16 protein-coding genes and 2 pseudogenes are annotated in these 19,153 nt (G+C 73.5%); 11 read left to right on the forward strand and 7 right to left on the reverse strand.

What is annotated here, in order from left to right; genetic code table 11:
* Positions 1-6: 6 nt before the first annotated feature.
* Genes SNOUR_RS35385 through SNOUR_RS35400 form a run of 4 tightly spaced genes read left to right on the forward strand, consistent with a single transcriptional unit; the run spans position 7 to position 4,065 of the window.
* The gene (locus tag SNOUR_RS35385) at positions 7-972 is read left to right on the forward strand and encodes an ABC transporter permease (protein WP_067355295.1); all 966 of its coding nucleotides are present in this window, start codon (positions 7-9) and stop codon (positions 970-972) included.
* Entirely contained in the window at positions 969-1,955 is a 987-nt protein-coding gene (locus SNOUR_RS35390; protein ID WP_067355298.1) for an ABC transporter permease, read from the forward strand. The genes SNOUR_RS35385 and SNOUR_RS35390 overlap by 4 nt, the downstream gene beginning before the upstream one ends.
* A complete protein-coding gene (locus tag SNOUR_RS35395) occupies positions 1,955-3,046 on the forward strand; it encodes an ABC transporter ATP-binding protein (protein ID WP_067355301.1) in 1,092 nt (363 codons plus the stop codon). The genes SNOUR_RS35390 and SNOUR_RS35395 overlap by 1 nt, the downstream gene beginning before the upstream one ends.
* Entirely contained in the window at positions 3,043-4,065 is a 1,023-nt protein-coding gene (locus tag SNOUR_RS35400) for an ABC transporter ATP-binding protein (RefSeq protein WP_067355304.1), read from the forward strand. The genes SNOUR_RS35395 and SNOUR_RS35400 overlap by 4 nt, the downstream gene beginning before the upstream one ends.
* A gap of 113 nt (positions 4,066-4,178) precedes the next feature.
* On the opposite strand, the gene SNOUR_RS35405 is transcribed toward SNOUR_RS35400, so the two are convergent.
* Positions 4,179-5,429 carry a M6 family metalloprotease domain-containing protein gene (locus tag SNOUR_RS35405; protein ID WP_067355306.1) on the reverse strand — a complete coding sequence of 417 codons (1,251 nt, stop codon included), beginning with the start codon at positions 5,427-5,429 and terminating at the stop codon, positions 4,179-4,181.
* A 100-nt stretch (positions 5,430-5,529) separates the two neighbouring features.
* Between SNOUR_RS35405 and SNOUR_RS35410 the strand changes: the two genes are divergently transcribed.
* The 4 genes from SNOUR_RS35410 (at position 5,530) to SNOUR_RS35425 (ending at position 12,162) form a co-directional block, all read left to right on the forward strand.
* A complete protein-coding gene (locus tag SNOUR_RS35410; protein WP_067355309.1) occupies positions 5,530-6,546 on the forward strand; it encodes a LysR family transcriptional regulator in 1,017 nt (338 codons plus the stop codon).
* 338 nt (positions 6,547-6,884) lie between these two features.
* Complete coding sequence (locus SNOUR_RS35415; protein WP_312634674.1) at positions 6,885-7,796, forward strand: hypothetical protein; 912 nt, start codon at positions 6,885-6,887, stop codon at positions 7,794-7,796.
* Positions 7,797-7,810: 14 nt separating this feature from the next.
* Entirely contained in the window at positions 7,811-10,030 is a 2,220-nt protein-coding gene (locus SNOUR_RS35420; protein ID WP_067355311.1) for a protein kinase domain-containing protein, read from the forward strand.
* A complete protein-coding gene (locus SNOUR_RS35425) occupies positions 10,027-12,162 on the forward strand; it encodes a protein kinase domain-containing protein (protein WP_067355314.1) in 2,136 nt (711 codons plus the stop codon). The genes SNOUR_RS35420 and SNOUR_RS35425 overlap by 4 nt, the downstream gene beginning before the upstream one ends.
* A gap of 270 nt (positions 12,163-12,432) precedes the next feature.
* Here the strand turns inward: SNOUR_RS35425 and SNOUR_RS35430 are convergent.
* Positions 12,433-12,768: pseudogene (locus SNOUR_RS35430) on the reverse strand (malate synthase A); the annotation flags it as partial.
* Between SNOUR_RS35430 and SNOUR_RS43680 the strand changes: the two are divergent.
* Positions 12,766-13,013: pseudogene (locus SNOUR_RS43680) on the forward strand (short-chain fatty acyl-CoA regulator family protein); the annotation flags it as partial. The pseudogenes SNOUR_RS35430 and SNOUR_RS43680 overlap by 3 nt on opposite strands.
* 9 nt (positions 13,014-13,022) lie before the next feature.
* Here SNOUR_RS43680 and SNOUR_RS35435 read toward each other — a convergent pair.
* On the reverse strand, positions 13,023-13,793 hold the full coding sequence (locus tag SNOUR_RS35435) for a class I SAM-dependent methyltransferase (RefSeq protein WP_312634678.1): 771 nt from the start codon (positions 13,791-13,793) through the stop codon (positions 13,023-13,025).
* Between the two features lie 138 nt (positions 13,794-13,931).
* Here SNOUR_RS35435 and SNOUR_RS35440 point away from each other — a divergent pair, with 138 nt between their 5' ends.
* Positions 13,932-14,228 carry a hypothetical protein gene (locus SNOUR_RS35440; RefSeq protein WP_067359049.1) on the forward strand — a complete coding sequence of 99 codons (297 nt, stop codon included), beginning with the start codon at positions 13,932-13,934 and terminating at the stop codon, positions 14,226-14,228.
* Between the two features lie 92 nt (positions 14,229-14,320).
* Positions 14,321-15,145, forward strand: coding sequence for an alpha/beta fold hydrolase (locus SNOUR_RS35445; protein ID WP_067355319.1), 825 nt, complete (start codon positions 14,321-14,323; stop codon positions 15,143-15,145).
* Positions 15,146-15,176: 31 nt separating this feature from the next.
* On the opposite strand, the gene SNOUR_RS35450 is transcribed toward SNOUR_RS35445, so the two are convergent.
* The 4 genes from SNOUR_RS35450 to SNOUR_RS35465 all read right to left on the reverse strand — a co-directional run bounded on the left by SNOUR_RS35450 (position 15,177) and on the right by SNOUR_RS35465 (position 19,056).
* The gene (locus SNOUR_RS35450; protein ID WP_067359050.1) at positions 15,177-15,707 is read right to left on the reverse strand and encodes a universal stress protein; all 531 of its coding nucleotides are present in this window, start codon (positions 15,705-15,707) and stop codon (positions 15,177-15,179) included.
* 186 nt (positions 15,708-15,893) lie between these two features.
* Positions 15,894-16,670: a GNAT family N-acetyltransferase gene (locus tag SNOUR_RS35455; protein WP_067355321.1), complete on the reverse strand. Its 777-nt coding sequence runs from the start codon at positions 16,668-16,670 to the stop codon at positions 15,894-15,896.
* A gap of 443 nt (positions 16,671-17,113) precedes the next feature.
* The gene (locus SNOUR_RS35460) at positions 17,114-18,049 is read right to left on the reverse strand and encodes a serine hydrolase (RefSeq protein WP_067355322.1); all 936 of its coding nucleotides are present in this window, start codon (positions 18,047-18,049) and stop codon (positions 17,114-17,116) included.
* Positions 18,046-19,056 carry a LysR family transcriptional regulator gene (locus SNOUR_RS35465; protein WP_067355324.1) on the reverse strand — a complete coding sequence of 337 codons (1,011 nt, stop codon included), beginning with the start codon at positions 19,054-19,056 and terminating at the stop codon, positions 18,046-18,048. Before SNOUR_RS35465 ends, SNOUR_RS35460 begins: the two co-directional genes overlap by 4 nt.
* Positions 19,057-19,153: the final 97 nt, after the last annotated feature.

The following is a 19,153-nucleotide window of genomic DNA, read 5'->3' on the forward strand; positions in this document are numbered from 1 at the left end:
CCCATCATGTCCGCTTCCCCATCCGCGCCGACCGCCCCGGACAGGGCCCCGGAACCGGCAGCCGAACCTCCAGTGCCGAGCAGTCCCTGGCAACTGCTCCGCCGTGAGCTGCGCCGCCGGACCTCCGTCACGGTCTCCCTCGTCGTCATCGGGCTCTTTCTCGTCATGGCGTCCGCCGCCCCGCTGCTGAGCGCGCTCGGCGGCTGGTCGCCCGACACGTTCGACAAGTCCGCCGTCGATCCGTACCTGGGCGGCATGCCCATCGGGCCACTCGGCGGCATGTCCGCGCACCACTGGCTGGGCGTCGAACCGGTCACCGGACGCGACCTGTTGGCCCGGGTCGTGCACGGCGCCCAGGTCTCCCTGCTCATCGCACTCACGGCCACCGCGATCGTCGTGGTCGCCGGGACGGTGGCCGGGATCGCGGCCGGCTACTTCGGCGGCCGCACCGACGCGGTGCTGTCCCGCCTGATGGACCTCACCATGTCCTTCCCGTCCCTGATCTTCATGATCGCGATGATGTCGGTGGCCAAGGACGTCAACCGGATCCTGCTGATGACCGCCGTCATCGGCCTGTTCGGCTGGCCCGGGATCGCCCGTGTGGTGCGCGGTCAGACCCTCTCGCTCAAACACCGCGAGTACGTCGATGCGGCCCGGGTCGGCGGCTCCGGGCCCTGGCGGATCCTCACCCACGACATCCTCCCGGGCGTCGCGGGACCCGTCATCGCCTACACCACCCTGATCATCCCCGGAATGATCGCCACCGAGGCCGCCCTGAGCTACCTGGGCGTCGGGGTCCGCCCACCCACTCCGTCCTGGGGCCAGATGATCGCCGCGAGCGTCGCCTTCTACGACACCGACCCGATGTACTTCGTCATCCCGAGCGCCTGTCTGTTCCTGACCGTGCTCGCCTTCACGCTCCTCGGCGACGCCCTGCGCGACGTCCTCGACCCGAGAGGAGGCCGCGCGTGATCCTCTACACCCTGCGCCGCCTCGCCGGCGTCATCGGTGTGCTGATCGCCGTCGCCGCCGTCACCTTCCTCATCTTCTACGTCCTGCCCTCCGACCCCGCCGCCGCGGCCTGCGGCAAGTCCTGCAGTGCCGCGCGCCTGGCGGCGATCCGCGCACACATGGGCCTCGACGAACCCGTGTGGCGGCAGTTCTGGGACTTCCTCTCCGGCATCTTCACCGGCCGCACCCTGGGCAGCGGCCAGTACACCCTGCGCTGCGACTTCCCCTGCCTGGGCTACTCGTACGAGAACAGCGAAGCGGTCTGGGACCTCCTGATGAACCGCCTGCCGGTATCCGCCTCACTCGCCCTGGGCGCGGCGGTGCTGTGGCTGGCACTCGGACTGAGCGCCGGGGTGGCCGCGGCCCTGCGCAAGAACACGCTCACCGACCGCGTGCTGATGGTCGGCGCGGTCGGCGCCGCCTCGCTGCCGGTCTACTTCACCTCGATGATGCTGATCTACGGCCTCATCCGGGTGGCCGGGCTGTTCCCGTATCCGAACTACGTGCCCTTCGGCGACGATCCCGCCCGCTGGGCGTCCAACCTGCTGCTGCCCTGGCTGGCGCTTGCCCTCCTCTACGCGGCCATGTACGCCCGCCAGAGCCGCAGTTCGATGATCGAAGCGATGGCGGAGCCGTACATGCGCACCGCCCGTGCCAAGGGCCTGCCGCGCCGCACCGTGGTCATCAAGCACGGGCTGCGATCCGGCATGACGCCGATCCTCACCCTGTTCGGCATGGACCTCGGCGGGCTGCTCGCCGGCGCGGTGATCACCGAGTCCCTCTTCGGGCTCCCGGGCATCGGGCAGCTCTTCTACGGCGCCCTGTCCAGTGGCGACCAGCCGGTGATCCTCGGAGTGACCCTGCTCGCCGCCGCCTTCATCGTCGTCGCCAACCTGGCCGTGGACCTGCTCTATGCCGTCGTCGACCCCCGAGTGAGGCTGTGATGGCCGTCGAACACCGTCCGGCCGTCGAGGCCGCCGACACCGAACCGCTCCTTTCCGTAAGGGACTTGACGGTCGTCTTCCCCACCCCTGACGGCCCGGTGCGCGCCGTCGACCGCCTCTCCTTCGACGTCGGCCGCGGCCGGACGCTCGGCATCGTCGGCGAGTCCGGCTCCGGCAAGTCCGTCACCTCGATGGCCGTGATGGGCCTGCACACCGACGCCGAGGTCACCGGTTCCGTCGTCCTGGACGGAACCGAACTGACCGTACTCGCCGAGCGCGAGCTGAACCGGCTGCGCGGCCGACGGATGGCGATGGTCTTCCAGGACCCGCTCTCCAGCCTGCACCCCTACTACACGGTGGGCGAGCAGATCGCCGAGCACCACCGGGTGCACTTCGGCTCGCGCCGTGCCACGGCCCGCCGACGGGCCGTGGAGATGCTCGCCGAAGTCGGCATCCCCGAGCCGGCGCGCCGGGCGGGCGAGTACCCGCACCAGTTCTCCGGCGGCATGCGGCAGCGCGTGATGATCGCCATGGCGCTGGCCTGCGAGCCCGACCTGCTCATCGCGGACGAACCGACCACCGCGCTGGACGTCACCGTCCAGGCCCAGATCCTGGAGCTGATCGCCCGGATCCAGCAGGAACGCTCCCTCGCCGTCGTCCTGATCACCCACGACCTCGGTGTGGTCGCCCGGGTCGCCCACGAGGTCCTGGTGATGTACGGCGGCCGGGCCGCCGAACGGGCCCCGGCCGAGACCCTGTTCGCAGCCCCGGCCCACCCCTACACGCGCGGCCTGCTCGACTCGCTCCCCAGGCTCGACGACACCGACGACGCGCCGCTGCGCACCATTCCCGGCAGCCCGCCCTCGCTGCTCACCCCCGCACCGGGCTGCGCCTTCGCGCCCCGCTGCTCGCGCACGACGGCAGCCGGCGCGGACACCCGGGAGCGTTGCGAGCGGCTCCGGCCCCGCCTGGCCCGCTCCGGCGACCACGCGGTGGCCTGCCATCTGCCGCTCGGCCCGGCCGCAGCACCCGACGCCCCCGAACACCCGCGGAGCGAGGGCCCGGACCCGATCCGAAAGGCCACACCATGACGACGCCCCGAACGTCCCCGCCTTCCGCACCCGACGCGCCGCACCATAACGCGGCCCCGCTGCTGTCCGTGCGCGACCTGACCGTGACCTTCCCCGGCAAACGGGGTCGCGCCGCGCCCATCCGGGCCGTCGACGGCGTCGGCTTCGGCATCGCGGCGGGCGAAACCCTCGGCCTGGTCGGCGAGTCGGGCTGCGGCAAGTCCACCACCGGCCGCGCGATCGTCCGGCTCCTGGAGCCGACGAGCGGCTCGATCACGTTCGACGGCCGCGACATCGGCCACCTCGGCCAACGGGAGCTGCGCCCGCTGCGCCGCCACGTCCAGATGGTCTTCCAGGATCCCCACGCCTCCCTCAACCCCCGCCAGACCGTGGCCAGGATCATCGCCGACCCGCTGCTGGCGCAGGGCACTCCGGCCGGTGAGGCACGCCGCAGGGCCGCCGAACTGATGAACCTCGTCGGGCTGATCCCCGAGCACCTCGACCGCTATCCGCACGCCTTCTCCGGCGGCCAGGCCCAGCGCGTCGGCATCGCCCGCGCCCTGGCCACGCACCCCCGCCTGATCGTCGCGGACGAGCCGGTCTCGGCGCTCGACGTCTCCGTACAGGCGCAGATCGTGAATCTGATGGCGGATCTGCAACGCGAGCTCGGCCTGGCCTATCTCTTCATCGCGCACGACCTGTCGGTGGTCAAGAGGGTCTGCGACCGGGTCGCCGTGATGTACCTGGGCCGTATCGTCGAGACCGGCCCGAAGGAGCGGGTGTACGCGGCCCCCGCCCACCCCTACACCCGGGCCCTGCTGTCCGCCGTCCCGCTGCCCGATCCGGTTGCCGAGCGTACCCGCGAACGCATCACCCTGCCCGGCGACCCTCCCAGTCCCGCCGCGCCCCCGTCCGGCTGCACGTTCCACCCCCGCTGCCCCAAGGCCCAGGCCGTCTGCCGGACGGAGGCCCCGGTCCTGAGGAGCCCGGTGCCCGGGGCGGCGCGCCGGGTCGCCTGCCATTTCCCCGAGGCGGCCTGAGCCGGAACCGGACGCGTCGACCGGACGCGTTGACCGGAGACGGTTGTGCCCTGACACCACTCCCGGTGCCAGGGCACAACCGTCGTCGCCGACTGCCGTTCCTGCGACGCGACTTACGACTTGGTCAGGCGCACCGTGTCCCCGGCGCCATCCGCCTGGAGCACGTCGATCCGCACCCCCGCGCCGGGATCGGTGAACGACTGACCGGCCTTGTACGGTGCGTCGTCCAGGGGCCGGCAGCCGCTCGGCGGGGTGGCGCCGGGCTTGGCGTCCATGACCTGGACGGGGCCCTTGCCGGTCTCGACGGACGAGTCGACCCTGTAGACCAGGGCGCCGGTCGCGCACAGGCCCGCATCCGCCCGGACCGCGCGCCGGGACTCGACCACGTAGGCCGATGTGGGCCCGGTGCGGATCACGGCCATCTTCGTGCCGTCGCCGTACTCGACGGCGGTGAGGCGGACCGTGTCGCTGCCCGCCGAGGCCCGACAGACGACCTGGTCGTCGCGGGTCCAGCCGAGTTTCCACGACTCCCAGCCGAAGTACTGCGGCCCGGCGCCGCTGATCAGGCCCATGACGTCCCAGCCGCCCACGAAGCGGTGGGCGTCGTCGCGCACGTCGAACGCGTACAGATCGGGCAGCCCGAAGGTGTGCGCGGTCTCGTGGCCGATCAGCTTCGGACCCCAGTGCCACATGTCCTGGCCGAAGGTGACGGACCACTTGATGCGCTTGCCGTCGGCGACGACGCCGGGTGTGCCCGGCTCGTAGATGTACGTCGGCGTGAAGGAGATGGCCGAGGCGTTCCTCGTCGGCATGACGTACACCATGTCGTACCGGGAGAAGTCCACGCCCGGGTCCGCGGCGGCCACCGCGTCCCTGATGTACGCCTCGTGCGTCTCGTGGCTGAAGCCGCGCTGGAAGTGGTAGTCCGTGGAGTCGTGGGGCATCCGCACCCAGTGCGGGTACTGGGTGATGGCCAACCACGCCTTGCCGTACGACGCCTGCCACACCCAGTCCGCGCCAGGCGTGACCTGCGCGGCGTCGTCGGCCGGGGACTCGGTGGCAGGGGCGTCCGGGAAGTCCACGAAGATCATGGCGGCCTTGACGGTCCCGGCGGGGCGCTGGAAGACGGAGTAGTCGGTGTGGTGGCCCTCGTCCGTCCACCCGGTCGTGCCCGGCAGCGCACAGGCGGCGGCGTGGCCCCGGGACGGGGGCGGCGTGGACACGGCCTTGGACGCCGGGGACGCCCGCTCGGACATCGGGGACGCCTTGGCGTGCGTCATCCCGCAGACGACCAGCAGCAGACCGGCGAGCACCGCGGACAGCAGCGCCGCTCGCCTCCCGGGGGATATGGCCAGGAATCTCACGGCCGGAAACCTCCACGTGGGTAGGGTGTGACATTTCGCATAAGACTGAGGGGCATGACGCCCTGCCGGGAACCTCCCACCGGTCCATAACATCCGCGCCATGGATCTGGAGATTCGGCACCTGCGGGTGGTGTGCGCCATTGCCGAGGCCGGCAGTCTGACCCGGGCCGCCGCGGCGCTGCGGATGACCCAGCCGGGCCTGAGCGCCCAGCTGCGGCGTATCGAAACCCTCCTGGGCGGCACGCTGTTCGACCGCAGACGTGCGGGGGCCGCGCCCACGCCGCTGGGCGATCTCGTCCTCTCCCGGGCACACGCCATCCTGCCGGGCGTCGACCAGCTCCTCGCCGACACCGACCGGGCCGTACGGCGCGCCACGGCCCCCACCCGTCTGCGCATCGGCTCCGTCGGCGCCCCGCTCCTCGGCCATCTCCTGCTTGCCGTAAGGGAGTCGATGCCCGACGCGGAGGTGACCTCTCGTTGCCAGTACGCCCCCGCCCCGTTGCTCGACGACCTCGGCGCCGGCCGTCTGGAAGCCGCAGTCCTCGGCGACCACCCAGGCCAGGAATCCCCGCCCCGCGACGGGGTGCTCCTGCACCCGCTCGTCACGGAGCCCGTCTTCGCGCTGCTGCCCGCGACCCACCCGCTGGCCGGCCAGGAAGAGGTCAGCCTGGTCCGGCTGGCCGAAGAGGACTGGGCCGCGCCCCGGCCGGACAGCGACCGCACGCGGGAGTACTGGTCGTCCATCTTCACTCTGGCCGACCGCCATCCCCGTATCCCGTATGAGGCCGAGGGGCGGCAGCTGGTCGAGATCGTCCGCGCGGGCCTGGCGGTGAGCCTGTGCCAGGCCACCTTCATCGAAGTACCCGGCGTCGCCGTCCGCGCGCTGACCGGAAACCCGTTGTGGTACCGCCATGTGCTGGCCTGGCGCCGGGACGGCCCGCTGGCCCGGCACGGAGAGGCGATCCTGCGGCGCGTGGGCGACGGCTACCTGGGTAGCTGCGCCGCCAGCCCCGCATACGCGCGCTGGCGGGAACGGCACCCGGAGAGGGCGCAGCCGCTGGGGTCGTCGTCGGCGATCGGTGCGTTGGACGCGGGTGCCGGTCCTTCCCCGCAGTGATCACCGGCTCGATCAGGGCTCCCGAGGGGCATGCGACGAACAACTCGCCCACAAGGCCCCGATCCGGCCGCCGGCCTCGTACGCGGGACCAGGGCAGCGGGCGGTGCCGGCGACCGCCGGGTAGCCCGGCGCCCCGCCCCGGCGCCCGCCGCCCGCCGCCCGCCGCACCCGGTCCGTCGGTCACGTCAGCGAGATTTCATCGACATGACATCGCCCGGCGACAGACTTCCCCACGTCGCCTCGGGGCGTTGGGGCGTCCTCGTCCCGGGCCCGGGCCATGGGACCTGACCATGGCGCTCCCGGCGGCGAAATCGGAACGGAAAAAGGCGAGTTGCCCCGTGAGTGAGACTTCCCAGCCGGACCCCCGCAAGGGCTACGTCGAGAACCGCCCCACCCAGCCCCTCCGGCAGGGGGCGCCCGGCGGGGCGCCGGCGGCGCAGGCCCCGGACCAGGCAGTGCCGCCCATGCCGGGCCAGGCACCGTCGCCGGTCCCGGGCGGGGCGCCGGGTGTGCCCTCGGCCTGGTCGCAGCCGGCCCCGTCGACGCTGCCGGACGGCGGCGCTCCGGCCGCGGGGCGCCCGCCCCGCGGTGCCCGGCCGTGGCTGATCGGCGGCGGCGCGGCGCTGGCCGTGGCCGCGGTCGTCGGCGTGGCTCTCGCCCTGTCGGGGGGCGACGGCACCGGTACCGCGGCGGGGCAGGCCCCCGGCGGAGCCGTCACCTCGCCGGGCCCGGGGGCCGGGGCGCCGGAGGGGAAGACCTACACCAAGGCGCCCGAGGGCTGCCAGCTGATCAAGGCGGCCACCGTCGCCCGTATCGCGCCCGGAACCGAGTGCAAGCCCTCGCAGTTCGACAACGCCACCATGGCGGCGACGATCACCAGGATGCCGGGCTGGAAGACGCCCTTCGGTTCCGGCGGCGCGATGCTGCACATGAACGTGGACCTCACGGTCGGCCCGGCGGCGAAGAGCCTGTACGACATGAAGAAGCATTCCGCGCTCTTCGCCCTGGCCAAGATGCGCAAGGTCACCGACTCGCGGTCGATCGGCGGCTTCGGCGACGAGGCATACCTCGTCCACGGCGTCGACAAGCCACCGATGAACCTGGCCGAGGCGACGGTGATCGTCCGCTCGGGCAACGCCGCCTACACCGTGAGCTACACCTACGATCCCGGGCGCTCCGGCATCAACCAGCAGCAGGCCGAGGACGCCGCCCTCGCCGCCGCCCGTGACGTGCTCGGCTCGCTCAGCTGACCCGCCACCGCGCAGTGGACACACCCCAGCACGGCCGCGGCGACGACGCCACGCTCCGGCAGCCCCCTCCGCAGCCCACCCGACCGCAGCCGCACCCGTCGGCCCCGCAGCAGCAGGGCCCCGGCCGGATCGGCCCCTACGAGGTCTTCCAACTCCTCGGCGAGGGCGGCATGGGCCGGGTCTTCCTCGCCAGATCGCCGGGCTCGCGCCTGGTCGCGTTGAAGGTCATCCGGCCCGAGTACGCCGAGACGCCGGACTTCCGCGGGCGCTTCCGGCGCGAGGCGGACGCCGCCCGCAAGGTGAGCGGCTTCTTCACCCCGCCGGTGCTCGACGCGGACGCCGACGCCCCCCAACCCTGGCTGGCCACCGCCTACATCCCCGCACCGTCCCTGCACGACGTGGTACGCCGCTTCGGCGTGCTGCCCGACCCGGCCCTGCGGGCACTGGGCACGGGCCTCGCCGAGGCGCTGCTGGCCATCCACACCGCCGGCGTCGTCCACCGCGACCTCAAGCCCGCGAACGTCCTGGTGGCCGAAGACGGCCCGCGCGTCATCGACTTCGGCATCAGCCGGGCCGCGGACGCCACGCAGCTGACCCGGACGGGCACCGTCATGGGCACGCCCGGCTTCATGGCCCCCGAGCAGATCGTGTCGAGCCGCGAGGCCGGTCCGGCGGCCGACGTCTTCTCCCTCGGCTGCGTCCTGGTCTTCGCGGCCACCGGGCAGGGCCCCTTCGGCGCGGGCAGCCCCACCGAGGTCGTCTACCGGGCCGTGCACGCCCCGCCGCAGCTCACCGGCGTACCCGACGCGCTGCGTCCCCTGGTGACGGCCTGCCTGGCCAAGGACCCGGCGGGCCGGCCGGCCACCACCGCGGTGCTGACCGCGTTGGGCACCACCGACCCCGCCGCGCTGCTCGTACCGGGACTGCGGGAGGACCTCGCCACGCGAGCGGCACACGCCGGCGTCCTGGTCACCGCGCCTCCGGTGCCGGTCACCCCGCTGGAGGCGACGGCGGCCCCGAGCCGGCCGAGCCGCCGCCGCTTCGTATGGCTCGCGCTGGCCGGCGGCGCCGCCGCGGCGGCCGCCGGCACCGCGGCCCTGGCCGGCGGGCGAGCGAAGCCCGACGGCGCCCCGGGCCGGCCCGCGGGCGCCACGATCGGGCCGGGCGCCACGGTGCCCGCAGGTCCGGCGCCGCAGTGGTCGCGCCCGCTGCGGCAGCTGCAGAACGGTCAGTTGAGGCTGCTCGGCGACACCCTCGTACGGTGGGACCGGACCACCGCGATCGGCTACCACGCCACGAGCGGAGCGGAGCGCTGGACCGCCGCGCCCCGCATGCCGTCCGACGTCAGCGGCAGGCCCGAATGGCTCGGGGTGCGGGGATCGACGCTGTTCGCGGCGGCCCTGGGCGACCGCGGCTATCTGCTCGGCCTGGACGGCAGCGGCGCCCTGAAGTTCAGCCACGCGGTCACCGAGCGGCCACCGGGCGGCTTCCCCGCCCAGATCAACGACGTCTTCCACGCCACCGATGCGGTCGCCCTCCTCGGCACCAGCGGCGACACGGGCTACGGCGTCTCGGCGGTGGACCTCGCCGCGGGGAAGGTGCTGTGGTCCCGCAAGGTGGCCGGCAGCGACTTCCACGCCCACTCCGACGGCCGCACCTGCTTCCTGCACGACGCCGGCGACCTGCACGGCCTGGACCTGCGGACCGGCACGGTGCGCTGGACGGTCCGGGACGTGCTGCGGCCCGGCGACTACCCGGACCTGACCACCGACGGGAACGCGCTGCTCGTCACCAGCACCAAGGTGCAGGCGTTCCGCGCCACCGACGGCCGGACGCTGTGGACCGCCGTCGACGAGCCGACCCGCCTCGACCGGACCACGGTCCTGGGCACGACGGCCTACGCCATCGACGGCCAGGGCACCGTCTTCGCCCTCGACACCCGCAGCGGCAAGCAGCGGTGGCACACCGCGAGCCCGCTGTCCCTGGCTCCCGCCGGAGCATCCGACCCGGGCCCGGCCGTCTCCGCGTCCCTGCTGGCCTACCCCCTGTTCGGCGCCGACACCCCGGGCTTCTTGGTGCTGGGCGCCGCGGACGGCAAGGTCCTCTGGGCGCACCGGGCCTCCGGTGCCGAGGCCGGCGACAAGACCACCGCGTGGCGCGTGCAGATCAGCGGCACCACCCTCTACGCGGCATCCGACACCACCCTGTACGCCTTCCGGAGCGACCCCAGATGACGACGACGCCCAGCACGCGGACCGACACCGCTGTCACCCACATCGGCCCGTACCGCGTGATGCGGGAACTCGGCGCGGGCGGCATGGGCCGCGTCTACCTGGCCGCGTCGCGCAGCGGCCGCGCCGTCGCCGTCAAGGTCGTCCGCTCCGAACTGAGCGCCGACCACGACTTCCGACGACGCTTCAAGGCCGAGGTGGACGCGGCCCGCGCCGTCGGCGGCGCCTTCACCGCGCCCGTCGTGGACGCCGACCCCGACGGGCCGCAGCCCTGGCTGGCCACCGCGTACGTCCCGGGCCCCGCGCTGTCCGACGCCATCGAGGCGCACGGGCCCATGCCCGAGGCCACCCTGCGGGTGCTCGGCGCGGGCCTGGCCGAGGCACTGGCCGCCATCCACCGTGCGGGGCTGATCCACCGCGACCTCAAGCCGTCCAACATCCTGCTCACCTTCGACGGGCCCCGCGTCATCGACTTCGGCATCAGCCGGGCCGTCGACGGCACCGTGCTCACCGCGCAGGGCCAGATCATCGGTTCGCCGGGCTTCATGTCGCCCGAGCAGTCCACCGGAGCCGAACTCACGCCCGCGAGCGACGTGTTCGCCCTGGGCGCCGTGCTCGCCTACGCCGCCACCGGCAATCCGCCCTTCGGCACCGGAGCGGCCCACGCCCTGCTCTACCGCGCCACCCATGAGGCGCCCGTGCTGGACGGCGTCCCGCACGGCCTGCTCGGCACCGTCGCCGCCTGCCTCGACAAGGACCCGGCCCGCCGGCCGACCATCGCGCAGCTGCAGCAGTGGCTGCGCCCCACCGGTACCGCGGGCTGGCTCGGCGCGGTCGAGCTCCAGGTGGCCGAGTCGGAGCGCAGCTTCCAGGAGGAGGTGCGCACGTCCCTGGTCAGCCGGCGCCGGATGTTGTTCGGCGGCGCGGCGCTCGCCGTGGCCGCCGCCACCGGAGGCACCTTCCTGCTGCTCCGCTCGCGCGACGGCGACCCGCCCGCAGGCCCCGAACTCTCCTGGACCGCCGACCTCCCACAGCCCGACATGGACCTCATGGCGGTGACTTCGTCCACGCTGCTGTGCGCCGGGAAGACCTCGGGCGCCTGCTTCGACCGGGCCAGGGGCACGCTCCTGTGGAAGGACCTCAGCGGTCAGAACACCGCCGCCCGCGCCGACGACCAACGCGTCTACACCGTGCGCACAGACGGCAGGGTCCACGCCGTCGACGGCCGCACCGGGAAGGAGCGTTGGACGGCGCCCCCGACCGGAACGGGCGCGCCGCACCTGGAGTTCGCGGGCGGCTCACTGGTCGTGACCATGGACAACGGCGGGCGCTTCCAGGGCCTCGACGCCGCGACCGGCGCCGTGCGCTGGCAGGCACCGATCAAGGGCGGACTGGCGGTGGTCGGCACCACCCCGACGGGCCGGGTGATCGTCTGGGGCGGCGCCGGGCAGACGTCCACCACCGCGACGCTCAACGGATACACCGCCCTCGCCCCGGACACCGGGACCGCGCTGTGGTCGAAGGACCTCGTCGCCCTCTACCCGCCGGCCAAGGGCAAGGTGCTCTACGCCATCGACGGCGACATGAACCTGCTGGGCCTCGATCCGGCCGACGGCGCCACGCGCTGGCGCCAGCGCACACAACTGCCGCCGACGAACAGCCAGTTCATGATGTACGAAGGGTCCCTGCGGCTGCACGACGACATCCTGTTCTGCTACCCGGGCACCGGCGCCAGCGGCGCCACCAGCGGGCTGCTCGCGGCCTTCGACCCGACGACGGGAAAGGCCCTGTGGAGCGTGCGGACCGCCGCCCGGGGAAGTCGTGGCTACGACCGGTCCGGTGGCACCGTCTGCTATCTCGACACGGTCCTGCACGCCGTCGACGCCCGTACCGGGGCGGCCCGTTGGACGGCCGGCGCCGGCCTCGGCACGCTGCAGTTCCTGGGCGCGGCGGGCGAGCTGTTCCTCGCCGCGGCACCCAAGGGGCTGTACGGCTTCCACGCCGAGACCGGCCGGCAGGTCTGGCAGTACCCGGTCAGCGGCGGCTCCGGCTCCTGGTCGGCGTTCCCCGTCGACGACCGGATCTTCGCCAGCCGGTCCGGCAAGCTCTTCTGCTTCACCCTGCCCAAGGCGTAGCTGCCGGTGGGTGTGCCGGCTCCCCCGGTGCCGGCGCCGGGGTGCCATGCGTCGGGCGCGCCCGCGACGGGCCGAGGGCGGGAAGCGCCGAAGCAGCACTTCCCGCCCTCTCCTGGCGGTTCCGACGGCCCCCTCGACCGCCGGGTGCCACCGGGCCCCTCAGCCCGGTGGTGCCAGGCGTCTCGATCCCGCTACCCGGCGTGGGCGCCGCGGTCGGCCGCGCGGCCCGGCGCGAGGTGGCGGGCGTAGGCGTCGGAGGTGAAGAACGGCGGCAGCGCGTCGGCGAGCGCCGTCCAGCGCGACGGCCCCCTGTCCGCGCAGCCAGGCATCGAAGTAGCCCAGCGCGACCGCGGTGTTCGTCCGGACCCCGTCCGGCGTGGGCGGCCCGCTGGTCCGGCGCACCGACAGCAGGTCCGCCGCCGTCACCGCCACCTCGTCCCGGGTGCGGTCCAGCTGGTGCGGGCGCGCGCCCAGCACCTCGTCGAACGCCGCCCGGCACACCGGCACCAGGCCGGGATGGGCCACCCAGGCCCAGTCGAAGCCGTCCTCGGCCTCGCGTTCCTTGTCCAGCCGCACCGTGGCGAGCGCCGCCGCGGCGGCTGAGGGGAACCGGGCAAGACCTTCGCCATCGGCCTCGGCTGCGAGCTCCGGCACGCCCACCGGCTGGTCTACTCCGACGGCCTGGACCTCGCCAACGCCTCGGCCGCCACCCCCATCGGCATGGGCTGCCGGGTCTGCGAACGCCTCGACTGCCCGCAGCGGGGGCCGCCCCACCCCCCGACCGCCCCCTCCGCATCGACCAGCACACCAGCACCTTCGTCCCCTACCCGGTGACGGATCCCGCGCCCTGACGACAGGCCCTAGCGACGCTCGGCGATCACATGCAGCAGCGCCGCCACCCGGCGATAGGGATCGGTGCGGCCGGCACGTTCCTCGCAGCGGAGAACGGCGTCGAGCGTCGCCGCGTCCGGCAGTGCCGCATCCGACGCGGCGGCGTCGGTGAACACCCGCACCCCGTACCACTGCCGCACCGGCATCGCACGCCGTGCCAACGCCGCCGCAAGCTCCTCCAGCCGATCGGCACGCGCCCGCACACCGATTCGGTTGCGGTAGGAGTCGCCCTCGAACGCCTGCTCCACGCCCTCCCAGTCGGCCAGCAGGCCGGGCCGCATCGCCAGGGCATCGCCGTTGCGCACCAGCAGCGAGACGATCCCGCCCGGCGCCAGGACCCGCCCGACGGCGTCCAACAGCGGACCGGGATCCGCGAAATACATCAACACGCCCTGGCACAGCACCACATCGAAACCGGACGGCGCGAAGAGATCGGCCAACCGCTCGGCGTCCCCTTCGACCAGCCGCACCCGGTCGCCGACCTCCACCGGCGCCTCGGCCAACGCGGCGCGGAAGTCGTCGAGGAGCCGGGGCGAGGCGTCCAGCCCGGTCACCATGTGTCCCCGACGGGCCAGCCGCAGGGCCTGGGTGCCCTGACCGCAACCGACGTCCAGCACCCGCCGCGGCGGCAGGTCCGGCAGATGCGCGGCGAGCTGCCGGGAGACCAGTTCCTGGCGCACGACCTGCCGCAGCGTGCCCAGACGAGCCCGCCACTCCGCTTCCCCCGCCGAGAAACCCACGCCCGCATCGCCTCCTCCGTCGTACGATCCACGCGGAGCGTAGTCGCGCGCGTCGCGCGGCCCAAGCGTTCGATTCCGGTCCCTCGGACGGAAATCGCCCCCGTGACAGCGGTGGGCCGGTCCGCGATCGTAGGGTGCATGAGTTCCGAAGAAGCCCAGATGCGGGAAGCCGTCCGCGCGTTGGCCGGGGCATTGGAGACGATGCTCAACCTGATCAGGGCCGACGCGCTGCCCACCACCCCGGAGGCCCGCACCCTCATGCGGAAGGCGATGGCCTTTCTCGACGCGTCGACCGGCCGGATCGTCGGCTCCGAGCGGTCCGAGGAGATCCTCTCCGTGGCCACCGCCGTCAACAAGCTGATCGACTCGGTGCGCGAGCAGATCCTCGACGACGCCGTCGCGGCCTCGCCGGTGCCCGACCACCCGAACATGTGACAGCCCGCCCGCCCGCCGCCGCGGCCGTGGCCCGCTCGGCGGCGTTCATCCGCTGCCCCGGTCGCCCACGGGCTCCGGCGAGGAGTGATCGGATGCCGTACATCGACGTGCCGGAGGCCCGACTCTGGGTGGAGGACAGCGGCGGCGACGGCCCGCCGCTCGTGCTGTTGCACGCCCTGGCCGGCAACGGCACCTGCTGGGCCGAGCAGCGCCCGCTGTTCGAGGCCGCCGGCCACCGGGTCGTCACCTACGACATGCGCGGCTTCGGCCGGACCCGCTCGGCCCCCGAGCACCAGGCCGCCGGATCCATGACGGCCGACCTCGAAGCCCTGGTGGACGCACTCGGACTGCCGCGGTTCTCGCTCGTCGGCACCGCGCGCGGCGCCGTCTGCGCCACCGAGTACGCCCTCGACAACCCGACCCGCCTGGCCGCGCTCGTCGTCTCCACCAGCTATTGCGGGCTCGTCGATCCCGCATCCGTCCGATTCCGCGCCCGGTACGTCGATCCCGACCTCCCCCGGCTCCCGACCGAGGAGAAGGAACTGGGCCGGACCTACCGCGCGGCCCACCCCGAAGGAGTGCGCCGCTTCCTGGCGATGACACGGGGCAGCGACTCCCGGGACCACGGCTCCTACCAGTCCGTACGCGAACCCCTGACCCTGACGCGCCTGGCACGCCTGCCGTCCGTCCCGGTGCTGGTGCTCGCCGGCGACGAGGACCGCTACGCCCCGCCGCCGGTCATGCAGCGGGTGGCCGACCACCTGCCGAACGCAGAGTTCCACCTCATGCCGTACGCCGGACACAGCGCCTACTGGGAACAACCACAGGAGTGGAACCGCCGGGTGCGGAACTTTCTGCGCCACCACGCCTTGGTACGGCCTGGGCACGACGGAGACGAAGCGATGGCCGAGCGCTGATGGGCGGGCGGAGGGTCGGAAGGTCGGAGGGTCAGCGGATCTCGGTCAACCCCTGGGTGTCGAGGGGGAGTTTCCACGCATTGCGGCGGTGTACGGCGTCGAGCGTGCGGTGGAGGGGCGAGGGCGGCACGGCCAGCACCGGGCAGCGGGCGTGCGCGAGGCAGTAGCGGCCCACCGAGGGCCACATCGCCCGACGCAGTCGCCCGCGCGGACCTGCCCCGATCACGAGCAGGTCGTCGGGCTGATCGGCGACCGCCAGCAGGACCGTGCCCGGCTTGCCGAGCACGACCAGCCGCTCCAGCGGAACCCCGGGTCCGGCGCTGCCGAAGGCGGTATCGAGGGCCTCGGTGAGCCGGTCGGCCGCCATGCCGCGCCAGGCGGCGGTGCTCGTCGGGCAGGGGCCGCCGCGATGGGGGATGTCGCCGCCCGGCGGCTCCCAGGCCAGCACGGCCGACAGCGCCGCGCCCCTGACGCGCGCCTCGGAGGCCGCCCGGTGCAGAGCGGTCAGACTTCCCAGCGAACCACTCACACCCGCCACGACGCGTAGGGCAGGTCTGCTCATGAGGTCGGCTCTCATGGGGTTGGCTCTCATGGGTTCAGCTCCTTGCGCTCTGCCACGTCCACTTCTCTGCCATCGAAGCGACCGCGGCCAGGCGATCGCGCGGTGTTGGCGGGTCCCTTGCGTGGGGACGGGGGTCTCTGACGGTTCCATGACGCCTCCCGGTCGTTTTCCCGCTGCCGAGGCGCGTCAGGCGACGAGTCCGGCCGTGTGCCGTACCGGCTGCCCCGTGGCATGGTGCACGTACTCGTCCGCCAGGCGGAAGCCGGCGGTCCAGGCGAGCAGCCGACTGGGACGGTTGTCGCGGGAGCAGGTCCAACTCGGGATGTGCCCACGGGCGGCGATGTCCCGGCACAGCGCGGTGACGCAGGCCAGGGCCAGTCGCTGCCGTCGATGTTCGGGGAGGGTCACGCAGGCGACGTCCTCGTACCTGGTGCCGCGGAAGTACGTACAGGCAACGGCGACGACCCGTCCCTCCTGGAAGGCGGCCCAGCCGTGTCCGGAGGCGGCGAGCCCGGCCGGGCCGCCCCAACTGGCATGGATCCAGGCGGCGTCCGCGCCCAGCGCGCCCACCGCCTCGGCGTCCTGGGGAAGCAGACGGCGCACCTTCACACCACGGGGCGGGCGCGTGGCGGCCAGCGGCTCGCGCTGGAGATACACCATCCGCTCCCAGGGCACGAGCAGATCGAACGAACTGCCCAGGAGCGGCAGGAAGCGGTCGGGCGCCTGGGCGTAGTGCGCGGCGAACCCGGCCAGGGAGAGGGGGGCCAGCGCGGTGGGGTCCCCGCGGAACAGCACGTGGTCGGCGCAGGAGACGGCCACGGCACGTGGGGCGTGGACACGGTCGGCCCACCAGCGACCGGTGCCCGCGAGAAGCGCGTGCTCGGCCAGGGCGGCCGCTCCGGGGGGACCGTCGACGAACCAGTCGGCGCAGTGCGGGAGCTGACTGGGAAAGACTTCGATCACAGGCGTTTCCTTGTGGCTGTCGCGGGGCCGGACCTCGGATCCAGGACCTTGGGTGTCGGACCTCGGATCCCGGGCCTCGGGTCCGCCCCGCTCGGTGGATCTGTCCTCTTCTTCGCGTTGCGGCTCGGCACGCTGAATGGTCGTCAGGTGGTGTGGCCGACGAACGGTCGAGGGGTGACTGCGGCGCGGGGAAACGGGGTTCATCCGGCGTCGCAGCAGGATGCGGGAGACGCGTCAGCGGGAGGCGGACGTCTCCGGGCAGCGCGATGCGCGAGACGGCCCCATCGGATGAGGCGGGTGGTCGAGCGGGAGCCAGACGCTTTTCACCCCGCCATCGAATGCCATGCCGCAGCCCGCCGCAAGGGCCCTTCACGCCTCTTGACGTCCCCCTGATGAACTGCGGTTTCGCGCGAAATGGTGCCGCGATCCGGCCGGCCGGGGCGTCAACGACGCAGCGCCTCGAAGGCCAGCCGGGCGCTGGTGCCGATCACCAGGTCGATGTCCGGCGCGAGGTTGGCCCGGCGGTCGGAGCGGGTGAGCGCGGCCATCGCGACCCGGTCGCCGAGCTCGGATTCCACCACACCGATCTCGTGGCGCAGGTGCAGAAAGGTGCCGGTCTTGCCGCTCACCCTGATGGTGTCCGCACGCAGTTCGCTGGCCAGGCGATGGGTGAATACCTGATGCCCCATCACCCGACGCAGTTCCGCGGTCGCGTCGGGATGGGCGATGTCGTCCCGCCAGACCCGTTGCAGCAGGTCGACCAGGCCGGTGGCGGTGCCGACGTTGGCGTGCGCCGGATCCAACGTCTCGATGGTGTGCCGCCCCGAGTGGTCGTCGCGGATGGCCAGCTCCAGGGCGAGCGAGAAGTCGTTGCCGGCGGCTCCGGCGGCGCACTCGTACATGCGGTTGAGCCGGTGGCGCAGACGGATGCCCGTGCATCCCCATGCGCGCAGGCGGGCGTCGACCTCCTCCGCCGGGACGAGGCCGAACAGCGTGTCGGCGGCGGCGTTGTCGCTCACCGAGAGCATCAGCAGCAGGAGGTCGCCGACGGCCACGGTGGCCGGGTGGCGGAACGCCGCCAGCCCGGTGGGCCCGACGCTGCTGGTGGCGGGGTCGACGAGCACGGGACGGGCCGCGTCGAGCTCCCCGGTCGCGATCCGGTCCAGCGTGACGAGGGCGAGCGGGACCTTGGCCACCGAGGCGAGTGGCACCGACTCCTCGACGTCGAAGCCGAGTTGCTCGCCGGTGTCGATGTGCCGGGCCAGGAACGAGCCGCGGACACCAAGGTCCGCCCACTCCGCGGCGATCGCCTCGGCCACGTCGAAGAGGTCCGCGTCGTCGGCGACACAGGCGGGACCGGGCGTGTGGCGGGCGCTCATCCGTGTGCCGCCAGTCGGGACCGGCCGTCCTCGCCCACGGCCCGGGCCACCGCCGCGGTCGGCTCGTCCGGCACGGCGCCCACCGCGGTGGCCAACAGCGCGCACAGCCACTGCGGCACCTTCGCCGGGCCACGGCCACGGTGCGCCGCGCGCAGGTCGTAACCCCGGTGCAGCGACACATCGCCCAGCGCGGCCCAGCGCGCTCCGTGCTGTCGGGCGAACGGCTCGGCGCAGAGCAGCGTCGCCTGTCCGGCGAGGGTCTCGGCGAGCGCGGTCGCCATCGGCCCGGCCGGCCGGACCGTGGACTCCGGCAGTCCGGCCCGCGCGACGGCACGGCGCAGCCGGTCCTGCGCATAGCCGACGTGGTCCTCGACCGTGGTGAGGATCGGGACGGCCGCCGGCCGCCGGTGTCCCGCACCGCTGACCCGCCGCGGACGCAGATCCTCCAGGTGGACGGTGCGCCGACGCGTCCGCGGTGGGTCCGCCGGCGACGCGGGGCGCGCGCCGTCCGGCGTCTCCGAGGGCGCGGAGGCCAGGCCGAGCGGCACCCGCAGCGGGGCGTGCTCCGGGGGTACCCGTACCAGTGCGTACGCCAGCGAGCTGTCGGCGAGGCCCGCCTCGCGTTCCGCCGGCGGCAACTCCCGCATGCCGAGCGTGGTGCCGCGCTCGACCCCGGCGCGGATGACCCGCGCCAGCGCGGCCGGACCGCAGTCCGCCGGCACGCCGACGCCGCACGCCGCCGACCGCCGGGCCGACCGGGCCACATGCCGCAGCCGCTGGGCCCGGTCCAGGACGTCCCGGGCGTACGGCAGCAGGAGGACGCCCAGTTCGGTGGTCGCGACCTGGCGCCGCGAACGGTCGAAGAGCTGGCCCTCGAAGTGTGCCTCCAGCGTCTTGATGCGCCGGCTGAGCAGGGGCTGGGCGATGCCGAGCCGCTCGGCGGCGCGCGAGAAGCTCGCCTCGTCGACGGCGGCGACATACGCCTCAAGGTGTGCGAGCAGGTCCATCCTGGAGTCATATCAAGAAGTTATGAGGCATTCAATCTTCACTCTTGGACATGGGTGCGGGCCGGCTGCTTCGCTGTTCCTCGTCGGAGCTTCGCTC

Source organism: Streptomyces noursei ATCC 11455 (assembly GCF_001704275.1).
Taxonomy (GTDB): domain Bacteria; phylum Actinomycetota; class Actinomycetes; order Streptomycetales; family Streptomycetaceae; genus Streptomyces; species Streptomyces noursei.